This is a genomic window from Streptomyces sp. NPDC001406 (genome assembly GCF_042895285.1).
Classification (GTDB): domain Bacteria; phylum Actinomycetota; class Actinomycetes; order Streptomycetales; family Streptomycetaceae; genus Streptomyces.
The window spans coordinates 293,622-309,877 of the sequence record NZ_JBIAWG010000012.1 but is presented as its reverse complement, the minus strand read 5'-3'; the positions used below and the strand labels follow the sequence as shown (position 1 = coordinate 309,877).

11 protein-coding genes are annotated in these 16,256 nt (G+C 72.5%); 8 read left to right on the top strand and 3 right to left on the bottom strand.

Annotation, left to right across the window (positions count from 1 at the left end):
• Nucleotides 1-56: 56 nt before the first annotated feature.
• The gene (locus ACFY1J_RS29155) at nucleotides 57-1,025 is read right to left on the bottom strand and encodes a polyphosphate kinase 2 family protein (RefSeq protein WP_390732260.1); all 969 of its coding nucleotides are present in this window, start codon (nucleotides 1,023-1,025) and stop codon (nucleotides 57-59) included.
• 228 nt (nucleotides 1,026-1,253) lie between these two features.
• Here ACFY1J_RS29155 and ACFY1J_RS29150 point away from each other — a divergent pair, with 228 nt between their 5' ends.
• The 4 genes from ACFY1J_RS29150 to ACFY1J_RS29135 all read left to right on the top strand — a co-directional run bounded on the left by ACFY1J_RS29150 (nucleotide 1,254) and on the right by ACFY1J_RS29135 (nucleotide 7,344).
• Nucleotides 1,254-1,952, top strand: coding sequence for a DUF4328 domain-containing protein (locus ACFY1J_RS29150; RefSeq protein ID WP_390708219.1), 699 nt, complete (start codon nucleotides 1,254-1,256; stop codon nucleotides 1,950-1,952).
• 75 nt (nucleotides 1,953-2,027) lie between these two features.
• Nucleotides 2,028-2,693 carry an SDR family NAD(P)-dependent oxidoreductase gene (locus ACFY1J_RS29145; RefSeq protein ID WP_390708218.1) on the top strand — a complete coding sequence of 222 codons (666 nt, stop codon included), beginning with the start codon at nucleotides 2,028-2,030 and terminating at the stop codon, nucleotides 2,691-2,693.
• Nucleotides 2,694-2,835: 142 nt separating this feature from the next.
• Nucleotides 2,836-3,771: an MIP/aquaporin family protein gene (locus ACFY1J_RS29140; RefSeq protein ID WP_390708217.1), complete on the top strand. Its 936-nt coding sequence runs from the start codon at nucleotides 2,836-2,838 to the stop codon at nucleotides 3,769-3,771.
• A gap of 930 nt (nucleotides 3,772-4,701) precedes the next feature.
• Nucleotides 4,702-7,344 (top strand): glycosyl hydrolase, encoded by a 2,643-nt coding sequence (locus ACFY1J_RS29135; protein WP_390732259.1) that lies wholly within the window; start codon nucleotides 4,702-4,704, stop codon nucleotides 7,342-7,344.
• Between the two features lie 51 nt (nucleotides 7,345-7,395).
• On the opposite strand, the gene ACFY1J_RS29130 is transcribed toward ACFY1J_RS29135, so the two are convergent.
• Nucleotides 7,396-7,653 (bottom strand): acetyl-CoA synthetase, encoded by a 258-nt coding sequence (locus ACFY1J_RS29130; RefSeq protein WP_390708215.1) that lies wholly within the window; start codon nucleotides 7,651-7,653, stop codon nucleotides 7,396-7,398.
• A gap of 52 nt (nucleotides 7,654-7,705) precedes the next feature.
• Between ACFY1J_RS29130 and ACFY1J_RS29125 the strand changes: the two genes are divergently transcribed.
• The gene (locus tag ACFY1J_RS29125; RefSeq protein WP_390732258.1) at nucleotides 7,706-8,041 is read left to right on the top strand and encodes a hypothetical protein; all 336 of its coding nucleotides are present in this window, start codon (nucleotides 7,706-7,708) and stop codon (nucleotides 8,039-8,041) included.
• Nucleotides 8,042-8,049: 8 nt separating this feature from the next.
• Nucleotides 8,050-10,926 (top strand): SpoIIE family protein phosphatase, encoded by a 2,877-nt coding sequence (locus ACFY1J_RS29120; protein WP_390732257.1) that lies wholly within the window; start codon nucleotides 8,050-8,052, stop codon nucleotides 10,924-10,926.
• A gap of 662 nt (nucleotides 10,927-11,588) precedes the next feature.
• On the opposite strand, the gene ACFY1J_RS29115 is transcribed toward ACFY1J_RS29120, so the two are convergent.
• The gene (locus tag ACFY1J_RS29115; RefSeq protein ID WP_390708212.1) at nucleotides 11,589-12,632 is read right to left on the bottom strand and encodes an alcohol dehydrogenase catalytic domain-containing protein; all 1,044 of its coding nucleotides are present in this window, start codon (nucleotides 12,630-12,632) and stop codon (nucleotides 11,589-11,591) included.
• Between the two features lie 275 nt (nucleotides 12,633-12,907).
• Here ACFY1J_RS29115 and ACFY1J_RS29110 point away from each other — a divergent pair, with 275 nt between their 5' ends.
• Together ACFY1J_RS29110 and ACFY1J_RS29105 are read left to right on the top strand one after the other, a co-directional pair.
• Nucleotides 12,908-14,818 carry a glycoside hydrolase family 15 protein gene (locus tag ACFY1J_RS29110; protein ID WP_390732256.1) on the top strand — a complete coding sequence of 637 codons (1,911 nt, stop codon included), beginning with the start codon at nucleotides 12,908-12,910 and terminating at the stop codon, nucleotides 14,816-14,818.
• A complete protein-coding gene (locus tag ACFY1J_RS29105) occupies nucleotides 14,811-16,229 on the top strand; it encodes an MFS transporter (protein ID WP_390708210.1) in 1,419 nt (472 codons plus the stop codon). Before ACFY1J_RS29110 ends, ACFY1J_RS29105 begins: the two co-directional genes overlap by 8 nt.
• Nucleotides 16,230-16,256 lie beyond the last annotated feature (27 nt).

Sequence of the window (16,256 nt, the reverse complement as noted above, 5' to 3'; positions counted from 1 at the left end):
CGCGGGGCCTCCTCTCAGCCCTTCTTCCAGCTTCGTTCAGCCTCGTTCAGCCTCTTTCAGCCCTTCTTGCCGGATCCCCCGGACGAGACCGAGGCGGCGTACGGGTCGGCGGCGGCACCCTTGGGCGCCTCGTGCTCCAGCTCCCGCTTCACCACGGCCAGTTCGTGCCGCGTCTCATCGCTGACCTGCGGGTACCGGGGATCGATGCCGATCAGGGTGTGCGCCAGCACCGCGGCGGCGCAGACACGCGCGAACCACTTGTGGTCGGCCGGTATGACGTACCAGGGCGCCCAGCGTGTGCTGGTGGCGGACAGCATCTCGGAGAACACCCGCTGGTAGTCGTCCCAGCGGGCCCGCTCCCGGGCGTCGGCGGGCGAGAACTTCCAGTTCCGCTCGGGCACGTCGATGCGCTTGAGGAAGCGGATGCGCTGCTCCTCCTTCGACATGTTCAGGAACATCTTCACGACCCTGAAGCCGTTGTCGGTGAGATAGCGCTCCCAGTCGTTGATCTCCCGGTACCGCCGCTCCCACACGTCTCCGCGCCGGGCCGCCTCCGGCAGCTTCTGCCGGTGGAGGTTCTCGGGATGCACTCGTACGACGAGGACCTCTTCGTAGTGGGAGCGGTTGAAGATCCCGATCTCGCCGCGCCCCGGCAGATGGCGGTTGTAGCGCCACAGGTAGTCGTGGTCGAGCTCCTCGGCCGAGGGCACCTTGAAACTGGTGACGCGCACACCCTGTGGATTGACGCCGCTCATCACATGGCGGATCGTCCCGTCCTTGCCGGCCGCGTCCAGCGCCTGCAGGCACATGAGGACCCCGTAGGTGTCCTGGGCGGCCAGCCGCTGCTGGTACTCGGAGAGCAGTTCGATGCCGTTGCGGAGCAGCTCGACGCCCTCCTTGTTCTTGCGGGCGCCCGCCGTCTTGTAGCCGGGGTCGAAGTCCTCCGCCAGATGCACCTTGGTGCCGGGCGGGACCCGCAGGGGCTCTATGAAGTCCGCGATGCGCTCGGCTCGCTCGTCGGCCATCGTCCACCGTCCCTTCCGCCATGCAGGCCATGCAGGCCATGCAGACCGCGCGGGCCGCGCGGAGCCGCCGACACCGGGGCCGCGCACGGGCAGCGTCCCTCGGCCGAACGGGGGGCGGCCTCACCCGCGACGGGTGGTTCGGCGCCGTACGAAGGCGGTCCGACCGTGCTGGCCGGTCATGGGCATGTCGCCTGGCTCGGGTCCCGTTCCATGCGGCAGGATGCGCGGGTGAACGACCACATAACGCAGTCCCCGCAACCCCCCGTCCTGCGGCCGGTCCAAGGTGCCGCCCAGGTTGCCGTCGGCGCTCTTCTGCTCGCCGGTGCCGCCTGGGTGGTCCGGGCGGTGTGGGAGATCCGGCTCGCCGTGGCGGGGGAGCCCGCCTCCGGGCCGCCGGACCAGGGCGACGGCAACCATCGCCCGCTGACGGCGCTGGAGGACTCGTACCACTTCGTCGTCACGGCCGGCGGGGTTGTCGCGCTGATCTGCGCCTTCGTGTTCCTGTCGTGGCTGTGGCGGGTCCGGGACAACGCCCGGATCCTCTCCGGCCGCCCGGCGCGCCACCTCGATATCTGGGTCTACCTGGGCTGGATCGTGCCCATCATGAATCTGTGGGTGCCCCGCGGACTGGTCGCGGACGTCTACGAGCGGAGCACCGGGGGCAAGCCGGCGCCGCTGGTCCTGAACGTCTGGTGGGTGCTGTGGCTCGTCGGCCTGCTCAGCGGGGTCGGGCTGTTGTACGAGGACTCGAAGGACAAGGTCATCGAGCGGGCGTACACGGAGCTGTGGCCCCTGCTGGCGTCCGACGCGGCGGTGGTGGGCGCGGCCGTGGCCGCCGTGTTCGTCGTACGCGCGGTGACCGCCGCACAGCTGGAGCGCGGGGCTGCGGACACCGCCGGGCCGGTCGCACCCGCCCCGGCCGCCTGAGACGGGTCCGGGGGGCGTGACCCCGGCTCGGCCTACGGGTGCGGCGTCCCCGGGAAGGCAGTACGGTCACGCGTCATGAGCACCATTGCCATCGTCGGGGCCGGTCCCGGACTGGGTGCGGCCGTCGCGCGCCGGTTCGGGCGTGAGGGGTACGGCGTCGCGCTCGTCGCCCGCGACCGGGCCCGGCTGGACGCCCTCGTGGGCGAACTGGGCGCCGAGGGGATCACCGCGCGCGGGTTCGTCGCCGACGTGCGCGACCCGGAGGCGCTGGCTGCGGCCCTCGCCGCGGCGGGCGAGGAGGTCGGGCCGGTCGAGGTGCTGCAGTACAGCCCGGTGCCGCAGCGGGACTTCATGCGGCCGGTGCTGGAGACCACGCACCAGGATCTGCTCGGGCCGGTCGAGTTCTCGGTGTACGGCCCCGTCGTCGCCGTCCAGCAGGTGCTGCCGGGCATGCGGGCCCTGGGCCGCGGCACGATCCTGTTCGTCAACGGCGGCAGCGCCGTCGTCCCGCACCCGGAGCGCGCGGGCACCTCCATCGCGTTCGCCGCCGAGAGTGCCTACGGCCATCTGCTGCACGACCGGCTCGCGGCGGAGGGCATCCACGTCGCCCAACTCGTCGTCCCCGGCTCGATCGTGCGGGGACACCCGCGCAAGGACCCCGCCGTGCTCGCGGAGACCCTGTGGGGCATGCACCGGGACCGGCACGGCTTCCGGCACTACGCCGACGACCTCGACAGCTGACCCGGCCACCTTCCTTCTCGATCACTTGTTCGATCTGTCGGTGACTGCTCCGCAGTGTCGGAAATCAATTCGTGCGCAACGATGGTGGTACATCCGGAATGCACCGGAACACACCGGAGCGCACCCTCTGAAGGGGGTCGAGATGGCTGTTGAGATCCCTCCCCTGATAAAGCCCTCGCGGCTCAGGCGCCGCGGAGGCCTGCTGGGCGAGTGCCTGGCAGAGTTCCTGGGGACCTTCGTCCTCATTTCGTTCGGTTGCGGTGTCGTGGCGATGGCGGTCGCGGCGTTGCCCGGCTCGGGCCGTGCCGCGACACCCACGACGATCTTCCTGGCGGCGGGTGACTGGCTGCTGATCACCTGGGGCTGGGCCCTGGCCGTGGTCTTCGGCATCTACGTGGCCGGCGGCGTCAGCGGAGCGCACATCAACCCGGCGGTGACGCTGGCGTTCGCCGTGCGCCGCAAGTTCCCCTGGATCAAGGTCCTCCCGTACTGGCTGTCGCAGGTCCTCGGCGCGCTCGCCGGGGCGGCGCTGGTGCTGGGCGTCTACCACGACGCGATCAACGCGTACGACACGGCCTCGAAGGATCCGCATGTGGGCGGGAAGACGCTCGCCACGTTCTCGATCTTCGCCACCTTTCCGGCGCCGTACTTCCACGGCGGTGTCTGGGGGCCGCTGATCGACCAGATCGTCGGTACCGCCTTCCTGGTCATGTTCGTCGTGGCGGTCATCGACCTGCGCAACACGGCGGTGCAGGCGAATCTCGGCCCGCTGGTGATCGGCTTCGCCGTCGCCGCCGTCGGCATGTCCTACGGGGCGAACGCCGGATACGCCATCAACCCGGCCCGTGACTTCGGACCGCGTCTGCTCACCTGGTTCGCCGGATGGGACGGTTACGCCTTCCCGGGGGACGGGGCGTGGTTCAGCAACTACTTCTGGATCCCCATAGTCGGGCCGCTGATCGGCGGCGTGATCGGGGTCCTGGTGTACGACCTGTTCATCAGCGACGTACTGCACGCCCGAGCGAAGCTGGGCGAACTCCCGGAGCCGGGCCGCACGCGTCCCACCATCGAGGAGTGACACCACTGGGTGCGGGGTGACCGGTGGTTCCGGCCGCCCCCCGCTCACGCCCCGCTGTGCGCCGGCAGCCGGTCGAGCCCGTGCCGAAGAGGGTGCGGACGCAGAGCGGGGCGAGGACGCGGCCGACCAACTCGGGGGCTTCGGGCGGGTACTCGTCGCGGGTGCGGGCACGGTCGAGCAACGGAGGTGACCCACCCCCGGCCGACCGCCGGGTCACCCATCCCCGACACCGGCACACTCGCGGGCGGCCTGCGGGCCCGCGCCGTGAGCGGGCCCGAAGGGCTCCGGTCCCCGGCCGAACGCGCCGGTCGGATCCGGGAGGTCAGGACTTTGACGGTGCCCCGGCGGCGGATGCCGGAGTCGGCCGCACCCGCCCGCGCCGCCACCTCGGTGACCGTGAAGTCGCCGTAACCGAGCGCGGCGACCAGCCCGGCGACGGCCCGGTGCGCCGCCGCCCGCACCTGGGCGCGGAGGCCGCCGGGCCGCCGGGCCGCCGGGACTTCGGGTCGCCTCAGCCATGCGGGCGGGCACGTCGACGAGCTGTACGGGCTCGCGCCCGCGTCGTACCGACCGGTTGGCGGCGCCCTCGCTCTGCCCCGGCTGGGGCGTCCGTGCTGAGCTCAGTCGTCCGGTCGGCGGAATGCACGCCCTTCGCCGCGGAGCGCTCTGGCACCGACGCCGGTGCCGCTCACCATGCCGGCTCCCAGGGCGCCTTCGCGGCCCGGGCCGCGCTCGGCCGGGCGCCCTCTGACCTCGGTCCGCCTCCCCCCGTACCCTGCCCCACCCCAACTCCCTTGCGAGGACAGGCGTGACCGCAACGTCATCGGTGACAGGTTCTGGTCAAGTTCTGGCCAAGTGTCGGACGTTTTCTCCCCTGCGTGGTCGGGTCTCCTGCGACGGCTGCATCAATGCCCCGCATGGGAGGATCCGTTGTCATCACGCACCCGCAGGAGACGCAGGCTCACGATCTGCGCCCTCACCGTCTCCGCCGCACTGGTGTCACTGCCCGCAAGTGCCGCACCCGGCAAGAACAGCACCCCCTTCGGCGCCCGCGCCCTCGCCCGGCTCGCCGCCGAACGAACGCACTCGGCAGGCGGCATCACCCACAAGGCGAAGGCCGCCGACGAGGACGACGGGAACGAGGCCGACGAGATAGCCGAGGGCGCCGACCAGTACGCCGAGGCCCGCACCTCGCCCGGCATCGTCGCCCCGGGCGCCTACGGAGCCGCCTGGAACACTCTGGGCGAACTGCCCGGCACCGGCGGACGTTGGCACCACGTCACCGACCTGCCCTACAACTCCGACGACCCCCGCTACCGCGACTACGACTCCAACTCCAGCGGCGGCGCGGGCAATGTCACCGGCCGGATGGCCGCGATGGCCGCCGACAACGACGGATACGTCTACGCCGGAAGCGCCGGCGGCGGAGTGTGGCGGTCGCACACCGGCGGCGGGCACTGGCAGCCCATCAGCGACCGGCTGTCCTCGCAGTCCACCGGCGCCCTCGCGCTCGACGGGTCCGGGCGGCTGTGGCTGGGCACCGGCGAGGCGACGACCAACGCGGACGCCTACCTGGGCAGCGGCGTCTACGTCCTGACCCACCCGCACCACGGGAGCTTCTCGATGCGCAGCCGGGTCGGCGGCGACGAACTGGAGAGCGCCACCGTCCACCAGCTGCGCTTCGGCGCCGGCAAGGTGTGGGCGGCGACCAGCAGGGGTGTGTGGAGCCACTCCACGAAGAAGCTCACCGGCGCCTGGGAACTGGAGTTCGCGCCCAACCCCGACTATCTGCCGGGTGGTTCGAAGGCGAACGACTCCTCCGCCGCGTACAAGAACATCGCCAACGACATCGCGATCGACCCGAAGGACCCCTCCAAGGTGGTCCTGGCCGTCGGCTGGCGCAGCGGTGACGCCTACAACGGCTTCTACACCAAGGTGAACGGCGCCTGGACGCGGATCACCAGCGGCCTCGGTGATCTGCCGGCCGACCCGGAGGGCGTCGGCAACGTCACCTTCGCCCGTTCCGCCGACGGCTCCCGCTACTACGCCATCGACCAGTCGCCGGAGCAGCTCAACACCAACCCGGACAGCGGCCTTGAGGGCATCTTCGTCTCCAAGTCCGGTTCCCCGACCGGTCCTTGGGCGAAGATCGCCGACTACAAGGGCCTCGCGGCGGACGGCTCGGCGCTCACCAGCAGCGGCTACATGCCGGGCGTCCAGGCCTGGTACAACCAGTTCCTCACCGTCGACCCGAGCGACCCGCAGCACGTGTACGCGGGGCTCGAAGAGGTCCACGAGACCAAGGACGGCGGCAGCACCTGGTCGGCGGTCGGCCCGTACTGGAACTTCGGCTTCCCCTGCTGGAGCATCGACCCCGCCAAGCAGACCGGTGACTGCAACCAGACCACCCACCCCGACCAGCACGGCGTCGCGATCGGCCGCTACCACGGCAAGAGCTTCGTGTACGTGGGCAACGACGGCGGCGTCTACCGGCGCCCGGTCACCGGCTCCCAGGACTCCTCCGGCCACGCCACCGACTGGACCTCGCTCAACGACGGCACCATCGACACCCTCCAGTACTACTCGGTGGGTATCGGCAAGGACCTGACCTACGGCGGAGTCTCGGTCACCGGCGGACTGCAGGACAACGGCCAGTCCGTCCTGCGCGGCAACGACAAGGTGATGGGCTCCAACTTCGGCGGCGACGGTGGTGACACCCTCACCGACCCCGCCAACGGCTGCAACATCGCCGAGGAGTACGTCTACCTGGCCATCCAGATCACCCAGAACTGCGCGGTGAACGACGGCAGTTGGATGACCGACCCGAGCAAGGTCACGTCGTACAACGTCGCCCCGGCCGACAGCGCCACCAGCGAGGCCCGCTTCATCGCCCCGCTCGCGGCCGACATGTCGGACAGCTCGACCTGGATCGCGGGCGGCCGCCATGTGTGGGTGCAGACCCATGGCTACGCCATCCGCAGCGGCTCGGAGTGGACCAGCCTGCACGACCTCGGCGCCGGCCGCGCCGCGACCGCCGTCGCGGCCTCGGGCGGCAAGGTGTACGTGGCCTGGTGCGGCCCCTGCAACAACCAGGGCTTCGCCCGGGGCATCGCCGTCGGCAACGAGGACGGCACCGGCTGGCACGACATCACCCTGCCGGTGGACGGGACCGTACCCAACCGCTACCTCAGCGGCTTCGCCGTCGACCCGAAGAACGCCGACCATGTGTACCTCGCGGTCAACGGCTTCTCCCGGCACTGGACCGAGGGACCCGGCGCGGGCGTCGGCCATGTCTTCGAGTCCAAGGACGGCGGCACCACCTGGAAGGACGTCTCGGCGAACCTGCCCGACGTGCCGACCAACTCCGCGGTCGTCACGGCGAACGGCGGCCTCGTCGTGGCCACCGACCTCGGTGTCGTCTACCGCGCGCCGGGCCGTACGACCTGGCAGCGCGTGGGCCGGCTCCCGGCCGTCGCCGTGCTCCAGCTGAAGCTGAGCCCGGACGGCCGCACGCTGTACGCGGCCACCCACGGCCGTGGCATCTACACCATCAAGGTCAGCGACTGCGACTGACGTGACGCGGAGGGGTGGTTCCGGCCGCAGCCCGGTTTCCGGGGGCCGGGGTCACCCCTCCCGCGGGTACGGCACCACGCTCACGTCCAGCGTGAAGGCGACGGCGGGCGCGCCCGCCACGTCCGGCGCCTTCGCCGAGACGGTCACCTTGGCCGTACCGCCCCGGGTGCCCGCGCAGCGCAGCGAGGCCCGGGCGGTGCCGTCCGGGTCCAGATGCCAGCCGGACGGCAGCACGAAGGCGGGCGCGGAGCTGCGTACGGCCGTCCATCGCTTGTCGTCCGCACGGGGTTCGAGGACGAGGGACACCACCGTCCCGGGCCGTGCGCACAGCCGCCGTACGGGCGCGTCACCGGGTGCGACGGTGACCTGGGTGCGCCCGGCGGCACAGCCGCCCGCCGAGGCGGAGGGCGCGGTCGAGGGCGATGACGCGGACGCGGGTCCGGACGGGGGCGCGGTCGTCCGGTTCGGCGCACTGGACGTCGGTGATGCCGAGCCGCTCCCCGTTCCGGAGGGCCCTGTGGAGGGTCCGCCGGACGATCCCCCGTCGGACCCCCCGCCCCCCGGCCCGCCGCACGCCGCCAAGGCGACCACCCCGGCCACCAACCATGCCCCGGCCCACCACCGCATGCCTGTACCTCCTACCTCCCGGCCCTCCCGGCCCGCTCGTCCGGACTCCAGCATGCCCCGGCGCATGTGATGCAGTTCATGCTTGGACTAGGCTGGTTGGTGAGGGAAGTGATTCCGTTGTCCATCGCCTGGGACGACATCGGCGGGCTCGTCGATGCCCACGAGCGTTTCCTGGCCGGTGAACGAGTGGACGTGGACGTCCGCAGTCCGGTCCTGGACTCCTGGAAACGGTGCAGGTCCATTGGGCTGGAGCCGCACCGGCTGCTGCTCCCCTACACATCGGATCTGGCACTGGACGACCCGCTGCTGCAGGCCGCCGACCCGGTGCTGAGGAAGCTCGCCGACTCGCTCGCCGACGTGAACATGATGGTCGTACTGTGCGACGGGCAGGCCCGCCTGATCCGGCGCTACGGCGGTGACCCGCGGCTGCGCGCACGCCTCGACGAGGTCCACTTCGCTCCCGGTTTCGACGTCTCCGAGCAGGCCGCGGGCACCAATGGCGTCGGTACCGCGCTGGCGGAGCGGGGCCCGGTCTTCGTCGCCGGCCGTGAGCACTTCGCCGACTGCCTGCTGCCGTTCGCCTGCGCGGGCGCGCCCGTCCGCAACCCGCTCAGCGGCCATGTCGAGGCGGTGCTCGACCTCACCTGTCTGCGCGGCGACGGTGACCCCGCCATGGTGGCGCTGGCCCGGGACGCCGCCCACGACATCGAGGCGCGGCTGCTCGGCCAGGCCGCCGAACGGGAACAGGCCCTGCTGGCCGCGTACCGGCTGGCCGGCGCCGGCGGACTGCCCGCGGCGGGCGAGCCCCCGCCCCCGTCGGCGCGGGTGGCCGGCCACAACGGCGGCGAGATCGGCCGGCTCGACCTGGCCGTGCTGCGGGAGAAGGCCGAGGAACTCATCGCCTCTCCGCAGGACACCGTCGAGGAGGTCCAGCTCTCCGACGGCCGGACCGCCACCCTGCTGCGCCGTCAGGTCAGGTCGGCGACCGGCGAGACGGGCGCGGTCGTGGAGGCCCGGGTCCTCGGCGGCCCGCGGCTGCGCCACGTGCAGCCCTCGGCGCCCGCACCGGCAGCCGTGGCGGTCCCCGCGCGTTCCGCGATACGGGCCGTCGTCCCCGCCGTCGTACCGCCGCTCGCCTCGGCCCCGCCGGTCCGCCCGGCCCCCACCCGGGCCACCGGCGACGAGGACGGCACCGACGCCGACGGCTGGCTGCTGCTCCTCGGCGAGTCCGGCGTCGGCCGGCTCGCCGTCCTGGCCCGCAGGCGCCTGGAGCTGCTGCACGACGCCGGCGTCCGGATCGGCACCACCCTGAACGTCACCCGCACCGCGGAGGAGCTGGCGGAGGTCACCGTCCCGCGCTTCGCCGACTTCACCGCCGTGGACCTGCCGGACGCGGTGCTGCGCGGCGAGGAGCCGGGCCCCCTCGGCGCGAACGCCCCGCTGCGCCGGGTCGCCCTGAGCGCCCTGCACGAGGACTCGCATCTGTACGGCGTCGGCGACACGGTGCGCTATGTCCCGACCACCCCGCAGGCCCGCGGCCTGGAGACCCGCCAGTCGGTGCTCGAACCCGTGCTGGCCACGGCCGGCGGCTGGATCGCCCAGGACCCGGCCCGGCTGGAGCGGGTGCTCGCGGCCGGGATCCACTCGCTCATCACCGTGCCGCTGCGGGCCCGTGGCACGACCCTCGGGGTGGTGAGCTTCTACCGCGCCGAGCGGCCCGCGCCCTTCGAGGACGACGATCTGTCCCTGGCCCAGGAACTGGCCGCCCGCGCGGCGATCTGCATCGACAACGCCCGCCGCTTCACGCGCGAGCACACCACCGCGCTCGCCCTGCAGCGCAGCCTGCTGCCCCGGGGGCGGCCCGAGCAGAGCGCCGTCGAGGTCGCCTACCGCTATCTGCCCGCGCAGGCCGGGGTCGGCGGCGACTGGTTCGACGTCATCCCGCTGTCCGGCGCCCGGGTGGCGCTGGTGGTCGGCGACGTGGTCGGCCACGGTCTGCACGCCGCCGCCACGATGGGCCGGCTGCGCACCGCCGTGCACAACTTCTGCTCGCTGGACCTGCCGCCGGACGAGCTGCTCACCCACCTCGACGACCTGGTCGGCGGGCTGGACCGGGGCGAGGGCTGGGGCACGGGCGAGAACGCACCGGACTCCGGGATCGCCGGCGCGACCTGTCTGTTCGCGGTGTACGACCCGGTGTCCCGGCAGTGCACCCTCACCCGCGCCGGGCACCCGGTCCCGGCGGTCGTCGGACCCGACGGCACGGTGGACTTCGTCGACCTGCCGCCCGGACTTCCCCTCGGCCTGGGCGGGATGCCCTTCGAGACGGCCGAGCTGGAGCTGGCCGAGGGCAGCCAGCTGGTGCTCTACACCGACGGCCTGATCGAGGACCGCCGGCGGGACGTGGACACCGGCCTGGACCAGCTCCGTACCGTCCTGGCCGCGGCCGGCCGGCCGCCGGAGGACACCTGCGAGGCGGTGCTCGACGCGCTGCTCCCGGCCCGGCCGAGCGACGACGTGGCCCTGCTCGTCGCCCGCACGCACGCCCTGGGCGCCGACCGGATCGCCCAGTGGGACCTGCCCAGCGACCCGGCGGTCGTCTCCCGCGCCCGCGCCGCGGTCACCGAGCAGCTCGCCGCCTGGGGCCTGGACGAACTGGCCTTCACCACCGAACTCGTCGCCAGCGAACTGGTCACCAACGCCATCCGGCACGCCACCGGCCCCCTCCGCCTACGGCTGATCCGCGACCGCGCCCTGATCTGCGAGGTCTTCGACGGCAGCGCCACGTCACCCCGGCTGCGCCGGGCCAGGAGCGAGGACGAGGGCGGCCGCGGCCTGTTCCTGGTAGCCCGTCTCACGGAACGCTGGGGGACCCGGTCCACGACCGAGGGAAAGGTGATCTGGACCGAACAGCCGCTGCCGCACCCCGCGGGTGGGCTCAGCGGCCGGTGGTGAGGACATCCGTCACGCTGACGGGCCCTGTCCGGATGCGGCTGATCCGCGAGGCCTTCGAGGGCAACACACTTCGCCGTGGCCCCCGGGTGGGCTCCGTGGCCGGCGGCGAGGATCGTCCGGGAGGGTCCGGGCCTGCCTGCCGTTGCGGCTGATTCGTGCCCGTGTGCTGCCTTGGCGTGGTGTTCGACGGCCGTGCTGCCTGGTCCGCCGGGTGGGTGGGCTCCGTGGTTGGTGGTGAGATCGTCCGGATGTGGGTCCGGGCCTGCCTGCCGTTGCGGCTGATTCGTGCCCGTGTGCTGCCTTGGCGTGGTGTTCGACGGCCGTGCTGCCTGGTCCGCCGGGTGGGTGGGCTCCGTGGTTGGTGGTGAGATCGTCCGGATGTGGGTCCGGGCCTGCCTGCCGTTGCGGCTGATTCGTGCCCGTGTGCTGCCTTGGCGTGGTGTTCGACGGCCGCGCTGCCTGGCCCGCCGGGCAGGTGGGCTCCACGGGCGGTGGTGAGATCGTCCGGGAGCGGGTCCGGGCCCTGCCCGCCGCTGCGGCCGGTGGGGGATCCGTGACCGCGGCCAGCACCCCGGCCGCCACCTGGGCGGCCCCGCCGCCCGGCGGGCGCTGTCTGCGAGGGGTTCGACGGCGGCGCAACCTCGCCGCGGTGCCCGGTGGGCTCAGCGGTCGGTGGTGAGGACCATTCGGAAGCGGGCCCTGCCCTCGGTCATCTTGGCTACCGCGGCCGCGGTGTCCTCCAGGGGGACCTCCTCGACCCAGGCTCGTACTCCGGTCTGGGCGGCGAAGCGCAGGGTGTCCTGGATGTCCACGGCGGCGCCGGAGGCGTGTGCGTAGACCTTGCGGGAGTTGTTCAGGAGCTGGAGGGGGGTGACGTCGAGGCGGTCGGGGGAGACGCCGACCATCACGAGTTCGCCGCGGCGGCCCAGCCCGTCGATGGTGGCGGACATCGCGTCGGCGTTGGTGACGGTGGCCAGGACCACCTTGGCCCCGCCGAGCGCCTCCAGGGCCTGGGAGACCTCGCCCGCGGTGCTGTCGATGTAGTGGGCGGCGCCGAGCTTGTGCGCCAGGTCCCGCTTCTCCTGGCCACGGGCGATGGCGACCGTGTCGAAGCCCATCTTCTGGGCGAACTGGACGCCCAGGTGACCGAGACCGCCCAGGCCCAGGATCGCGACGACGTCGCCGGGGCGGGCGGCCGTGTTGCGCAGGGCGTTGAAGACGGTCACGCCCGCACAGGCCAGCGGCGCGGCCTCGACGGCGGTCAGCTGGTCCGGGATCGCCGCGAGGGCGACGGCGGGCACGACGATGGAGTCGGCGTAGCCGCCGGGGTAGGCGACGCCGGGGACCGACAGCCGAGGGCACAGCACGGCGTCGCCGTCGCGGCAGGCGTCGCAGTATCCGCAGCTGCCGCCGTACCAGCCCACCGCCACCCGGTCACCGGTGTGCCATCCGGCCACGCCCTCGCCCACGGCGTCGATCCGCCCGGCGATCTCGTGACCGGGCGTCACCGGGAAAGTGGTCCCGGGCAGCATGCCCGAGCTGATCAGCAGGTCGGAGTGGCACACACCGCACGCCTCGATGGTGATCCGCACGGACCCCGCTCCGGCCTCTCGCGGGGCGACCTCGACCAGTTCCGGTGTGCCGCCGGGCACGGTGACCTGCGCGGCGCGCAGCGGGCCGGTGTAGGAAGTGCTGGACGCAGACATGAGCTAACCCTTCGTCACGGCGCGGAGCCTGGGGCGGGCCGCCACACGTACCGGCTCCTTCGGCCTCGGGGCTCCTTCGGCCGCGAGCCGGCCCGGGCGGATTTCCGTGGTCTGCACGTCCGACGATAAGCAGGGCGCGGCCTCCTCGCACGCGCGCGTGCCGCCCGCCGCTCACCCCCGGCGGGTGAGGCAGGCGCGCCACGGCGGCCGAACGATGGACGGGCAAGGCCGGGACGGCGCCTGTCCGGGCGCGGCGGCGCGACCGAGGAGGCTCCGTGGACCGGTATCCGCCCATCGCAGAGCACGGAATGGTCGGCGATCTCCAGACGGCGGCCCTGGTGTCGTCCGGCGGCACCGTCGACTGGTGGTGCACGCCGCGCTTCGACTCGCCCAGTGTCTTCGCCTCGCTCCTGGACAGCGAGCGCGGCGGCCACTGCCGTCTCGCCGTCGACCTCCCGGAGGGGAACGGACTGACGGTACGGCAGCTGTATCTGCCCGACACGGCGATCCTGGTCACCCGGTTCATGGCGCCCGGAGGCGTCGGCGAGGTGGCCGACGTGATGATGCCGATCGAGTCCATGGCACCGACGGACCGGCACCGCCTGGTGAGGATCGCGCGCGTCGTCCGCGGCAGCCTGCCCTTCAGCTTCGCCTGCCGGCCGCGCTTCGACTACGGACGTGCCCCGCACACCCTCACCCTGGACGACGACCACACCGCGGTCATCCGCGGCCCGGGAACCGACCTGCACCTCCAGTCCACCACCGGGGTCGCCCTCCGGGCCGACGGGGACGACGTCACCGCCCACTTCACGCTGGCGGCCGGCGAGGCGACCGCCATGGTGCTGACCAGCACCGTGAGCGGCGGCACCGTTCCGCCCCGGCCGTCCCTGGGCGGCATCGTCGAGGAGGTGGAGGCCTGCCGGGCCTTCTGGCTGAAGTGGCTGCGGGCGTGCACCTACCGCGGACGCTGGCAGGACATGGTGAACCGTTCGGCGATCACGCTGAAGCTGCTGACGTACGCGCCCACGGGGGCGCCCATCGCCGCGGCCACCATGGGACTGCCCGAGCAGGTCGGCGGTGAACGCAACTGGGACTACCGCTACACCTGGGTGCGGGACGCCTCGCTCTCCGTCCGGTCCCTGATCGACCTCGGCTTCGAGGAGGAGGCGCACGCCTACCGCCGCTGGCTGCGCGACCGTATCGAAGCCGGCGGCACCGCCTCCGGCGATCCCCTGCAGATCATGTACCGGGTCGACGGCGACCCCCGTCTGACCGAGGAGACCCTCGACCACCTGGAGGGCTACATGGGCTCCCGGCCGGTGCGGGCCGGCAACGCGGCGGCCGACCAGCTGCAGCTCGACATCTACGGCGAGGCCTGCGGTGCCCTGGTGATCGGCAGGGACATCGGGGCGATCCGCGGCTGGCGGGCCATCAGCCGGGTGGTGGACTGGCTCGCCGACCACTGGGACCGGCCCGACGAGGGCATCTGGGAAACCCGCGGCGGCCGGCAGGACTTCACCTACAGCCGGCTGATGACCTGGGTCGCGTTCGACCGCTGCATCCACGCGGCCGTCACCGGCTCCCGCCCGGCCGACGTCCGCCGCTGGACCGAGGTGCGCGACCAGGTCTTCGAGCAGATCGTGGAGCGCGGCTGGCACGAGAAGCGGCAGGCCTTCGTGCAGCACTACGACACCGACGTGCTGGACGCCTCGCTGCTGCTCATGCCCCGGGTCGGCTTCATCTCCCCGCGGGATCCGGCCTGGCTCACCACCCTGGACGCCATGGGCGAGGAGCTGGTGAGCGACAGCCTGGTCTACCGCTACAACCCCGCCGCCTCGCCCGACGGGCTGCGGGGCTCCGAGGGGACCTTCAACCTGTGCAGCTTCTTCTACGTCGAGGCCCTGGCCCGCGCCGGCCGGCTCTCCCAGGCCCGGTACGCCTTCGACAAGATGCTCACCTACGCCAACCATGTCGGCCTGTTCGCGGAGGAGATCGGCCCCTCGGGCGAGCAACTCGGCAACTTCCCGCAGGCGTTCACCCACCTCGCGCTGGTCACCGCCGCGATGGCCCTGGACGAGCAGCTGAGCCAGGCGGAGACACGGCCGGGAAGCCGTTACGACCTTCCGGTGGCCCAGGGCTTCGCGGTACCGGTCGCGCCCGCGGGCGGGGGTGACACCGGTGGATGACACGGACGGCCCGAAACAGGCCTCGCCGGGTCGGCGCATTCTCGCCCCGCTGGCGCTGGCTCAGTTCATCTGCAGTTTCGCCGGCTCCAACATGAACGTGATGATCAACGACATCAGCAGGGACCTGGACACCACCGTGCAGGGCGTGCAGGTGGCCATCACGATCTTCCTGCTGGTCATGGCGGCACTGATGATTCCCGGCGGCAAGCTGACCGACCGCTACGGCCGCAAACGGTGCCTCCTGGTGGGCCTGGTCGTGTACGGGGTGGGCGCGCTGCTGAGCGCGGCCGCGCCGGGGCTGGGCGTTCTGATCCTCGGCAACTCGATCCTGGAGGGTGTCGGCACGGCCCTGCTCATCCCGCCCGTCTACATCCTCACGACGCTCCTGCACCCGGATCTGACCTCCCGTGCCCACGCGTTCGGCGTGATCATGGCGCTGGGCGGCATCGGCGCGGCTGCGGGCCCGCTGATCGGCGGGCTCATCACCACGGGGATCAGCTGGCGGGCGGCGTTCGTGTTCCAGGCGCTGGTCATCGTGGTGATCGTCGTCCTGAGCCGGCATATCGAGGACCCGCTGCCGCCCGATCCGGCCCGGCCCTTCGACACCGGCGGGGCGGTGCTCTCCGCCGTCGGCCTGGTCCTGATCGTCATGGGCATCCTGGCCGCGGACAACAACGTGTGGCTGATGCTGGGCCTGCTGGTCCTCGGCGCGCTCGTGCTGTGGTGGTTCTTCCGCTCCGTACGGGCCAAGGAGGCGGCGGGCGAGGAGCCGCTGCTGTCGCTGTCCCTGTTCCGCGACCGCACCTCCAACCTCGGGCTCGTCACCCAGAACGTCCAGTGGCTGCTGCTGATGGGCTCGTCGTTCACGGTGGCCGCCTACCTCCAGGTCGTGCGCGGCTACGACGCCATCCGGACCGGGGTGATCTTCACGGCGGCCACGCTCGGGCTGCTGGTCACCTCGCTGTGCGCCGAGGGCCTCGCGAAGCGGCGACCGCAGCGGACGCTCATCATGACCGGCTTCGTCACCACCCTCGCCGGCATCGCCGTACTGATCGCCCTGGCCGGCAGCTTCACCAACCCGTGGGCCTTCGCCCCCGGACTCCTCCTGATCGGCCTCGGCCTGGGCCTGATGCTGACGCCGTCGGTGAACGTCGTCCAGTCGAGCTTCCCCGAGGAGCAGCAGGGAGAGATCTCCGGCCTGTCCCGCAGCGTCTCCAATCTCGGCTCCTCCTTCGGCACGGCCATCGCCGGCACGATCCTGGTCTCCGGCCTCACCACCGGCGCCTACGCCGCCGCGATGATCGCCCTGGGCGTGGCAGGCCTCGGCGGCCTCACAGCGGCGGCCCTGCTGCCCCGCCCTGCCGACCGTCGCGGCTCGGAAGGCCCCAAGGGGCAGGCCCGGGTCGGCTGACCCGGGCCTGCCCCTGCGAGCGAAGCT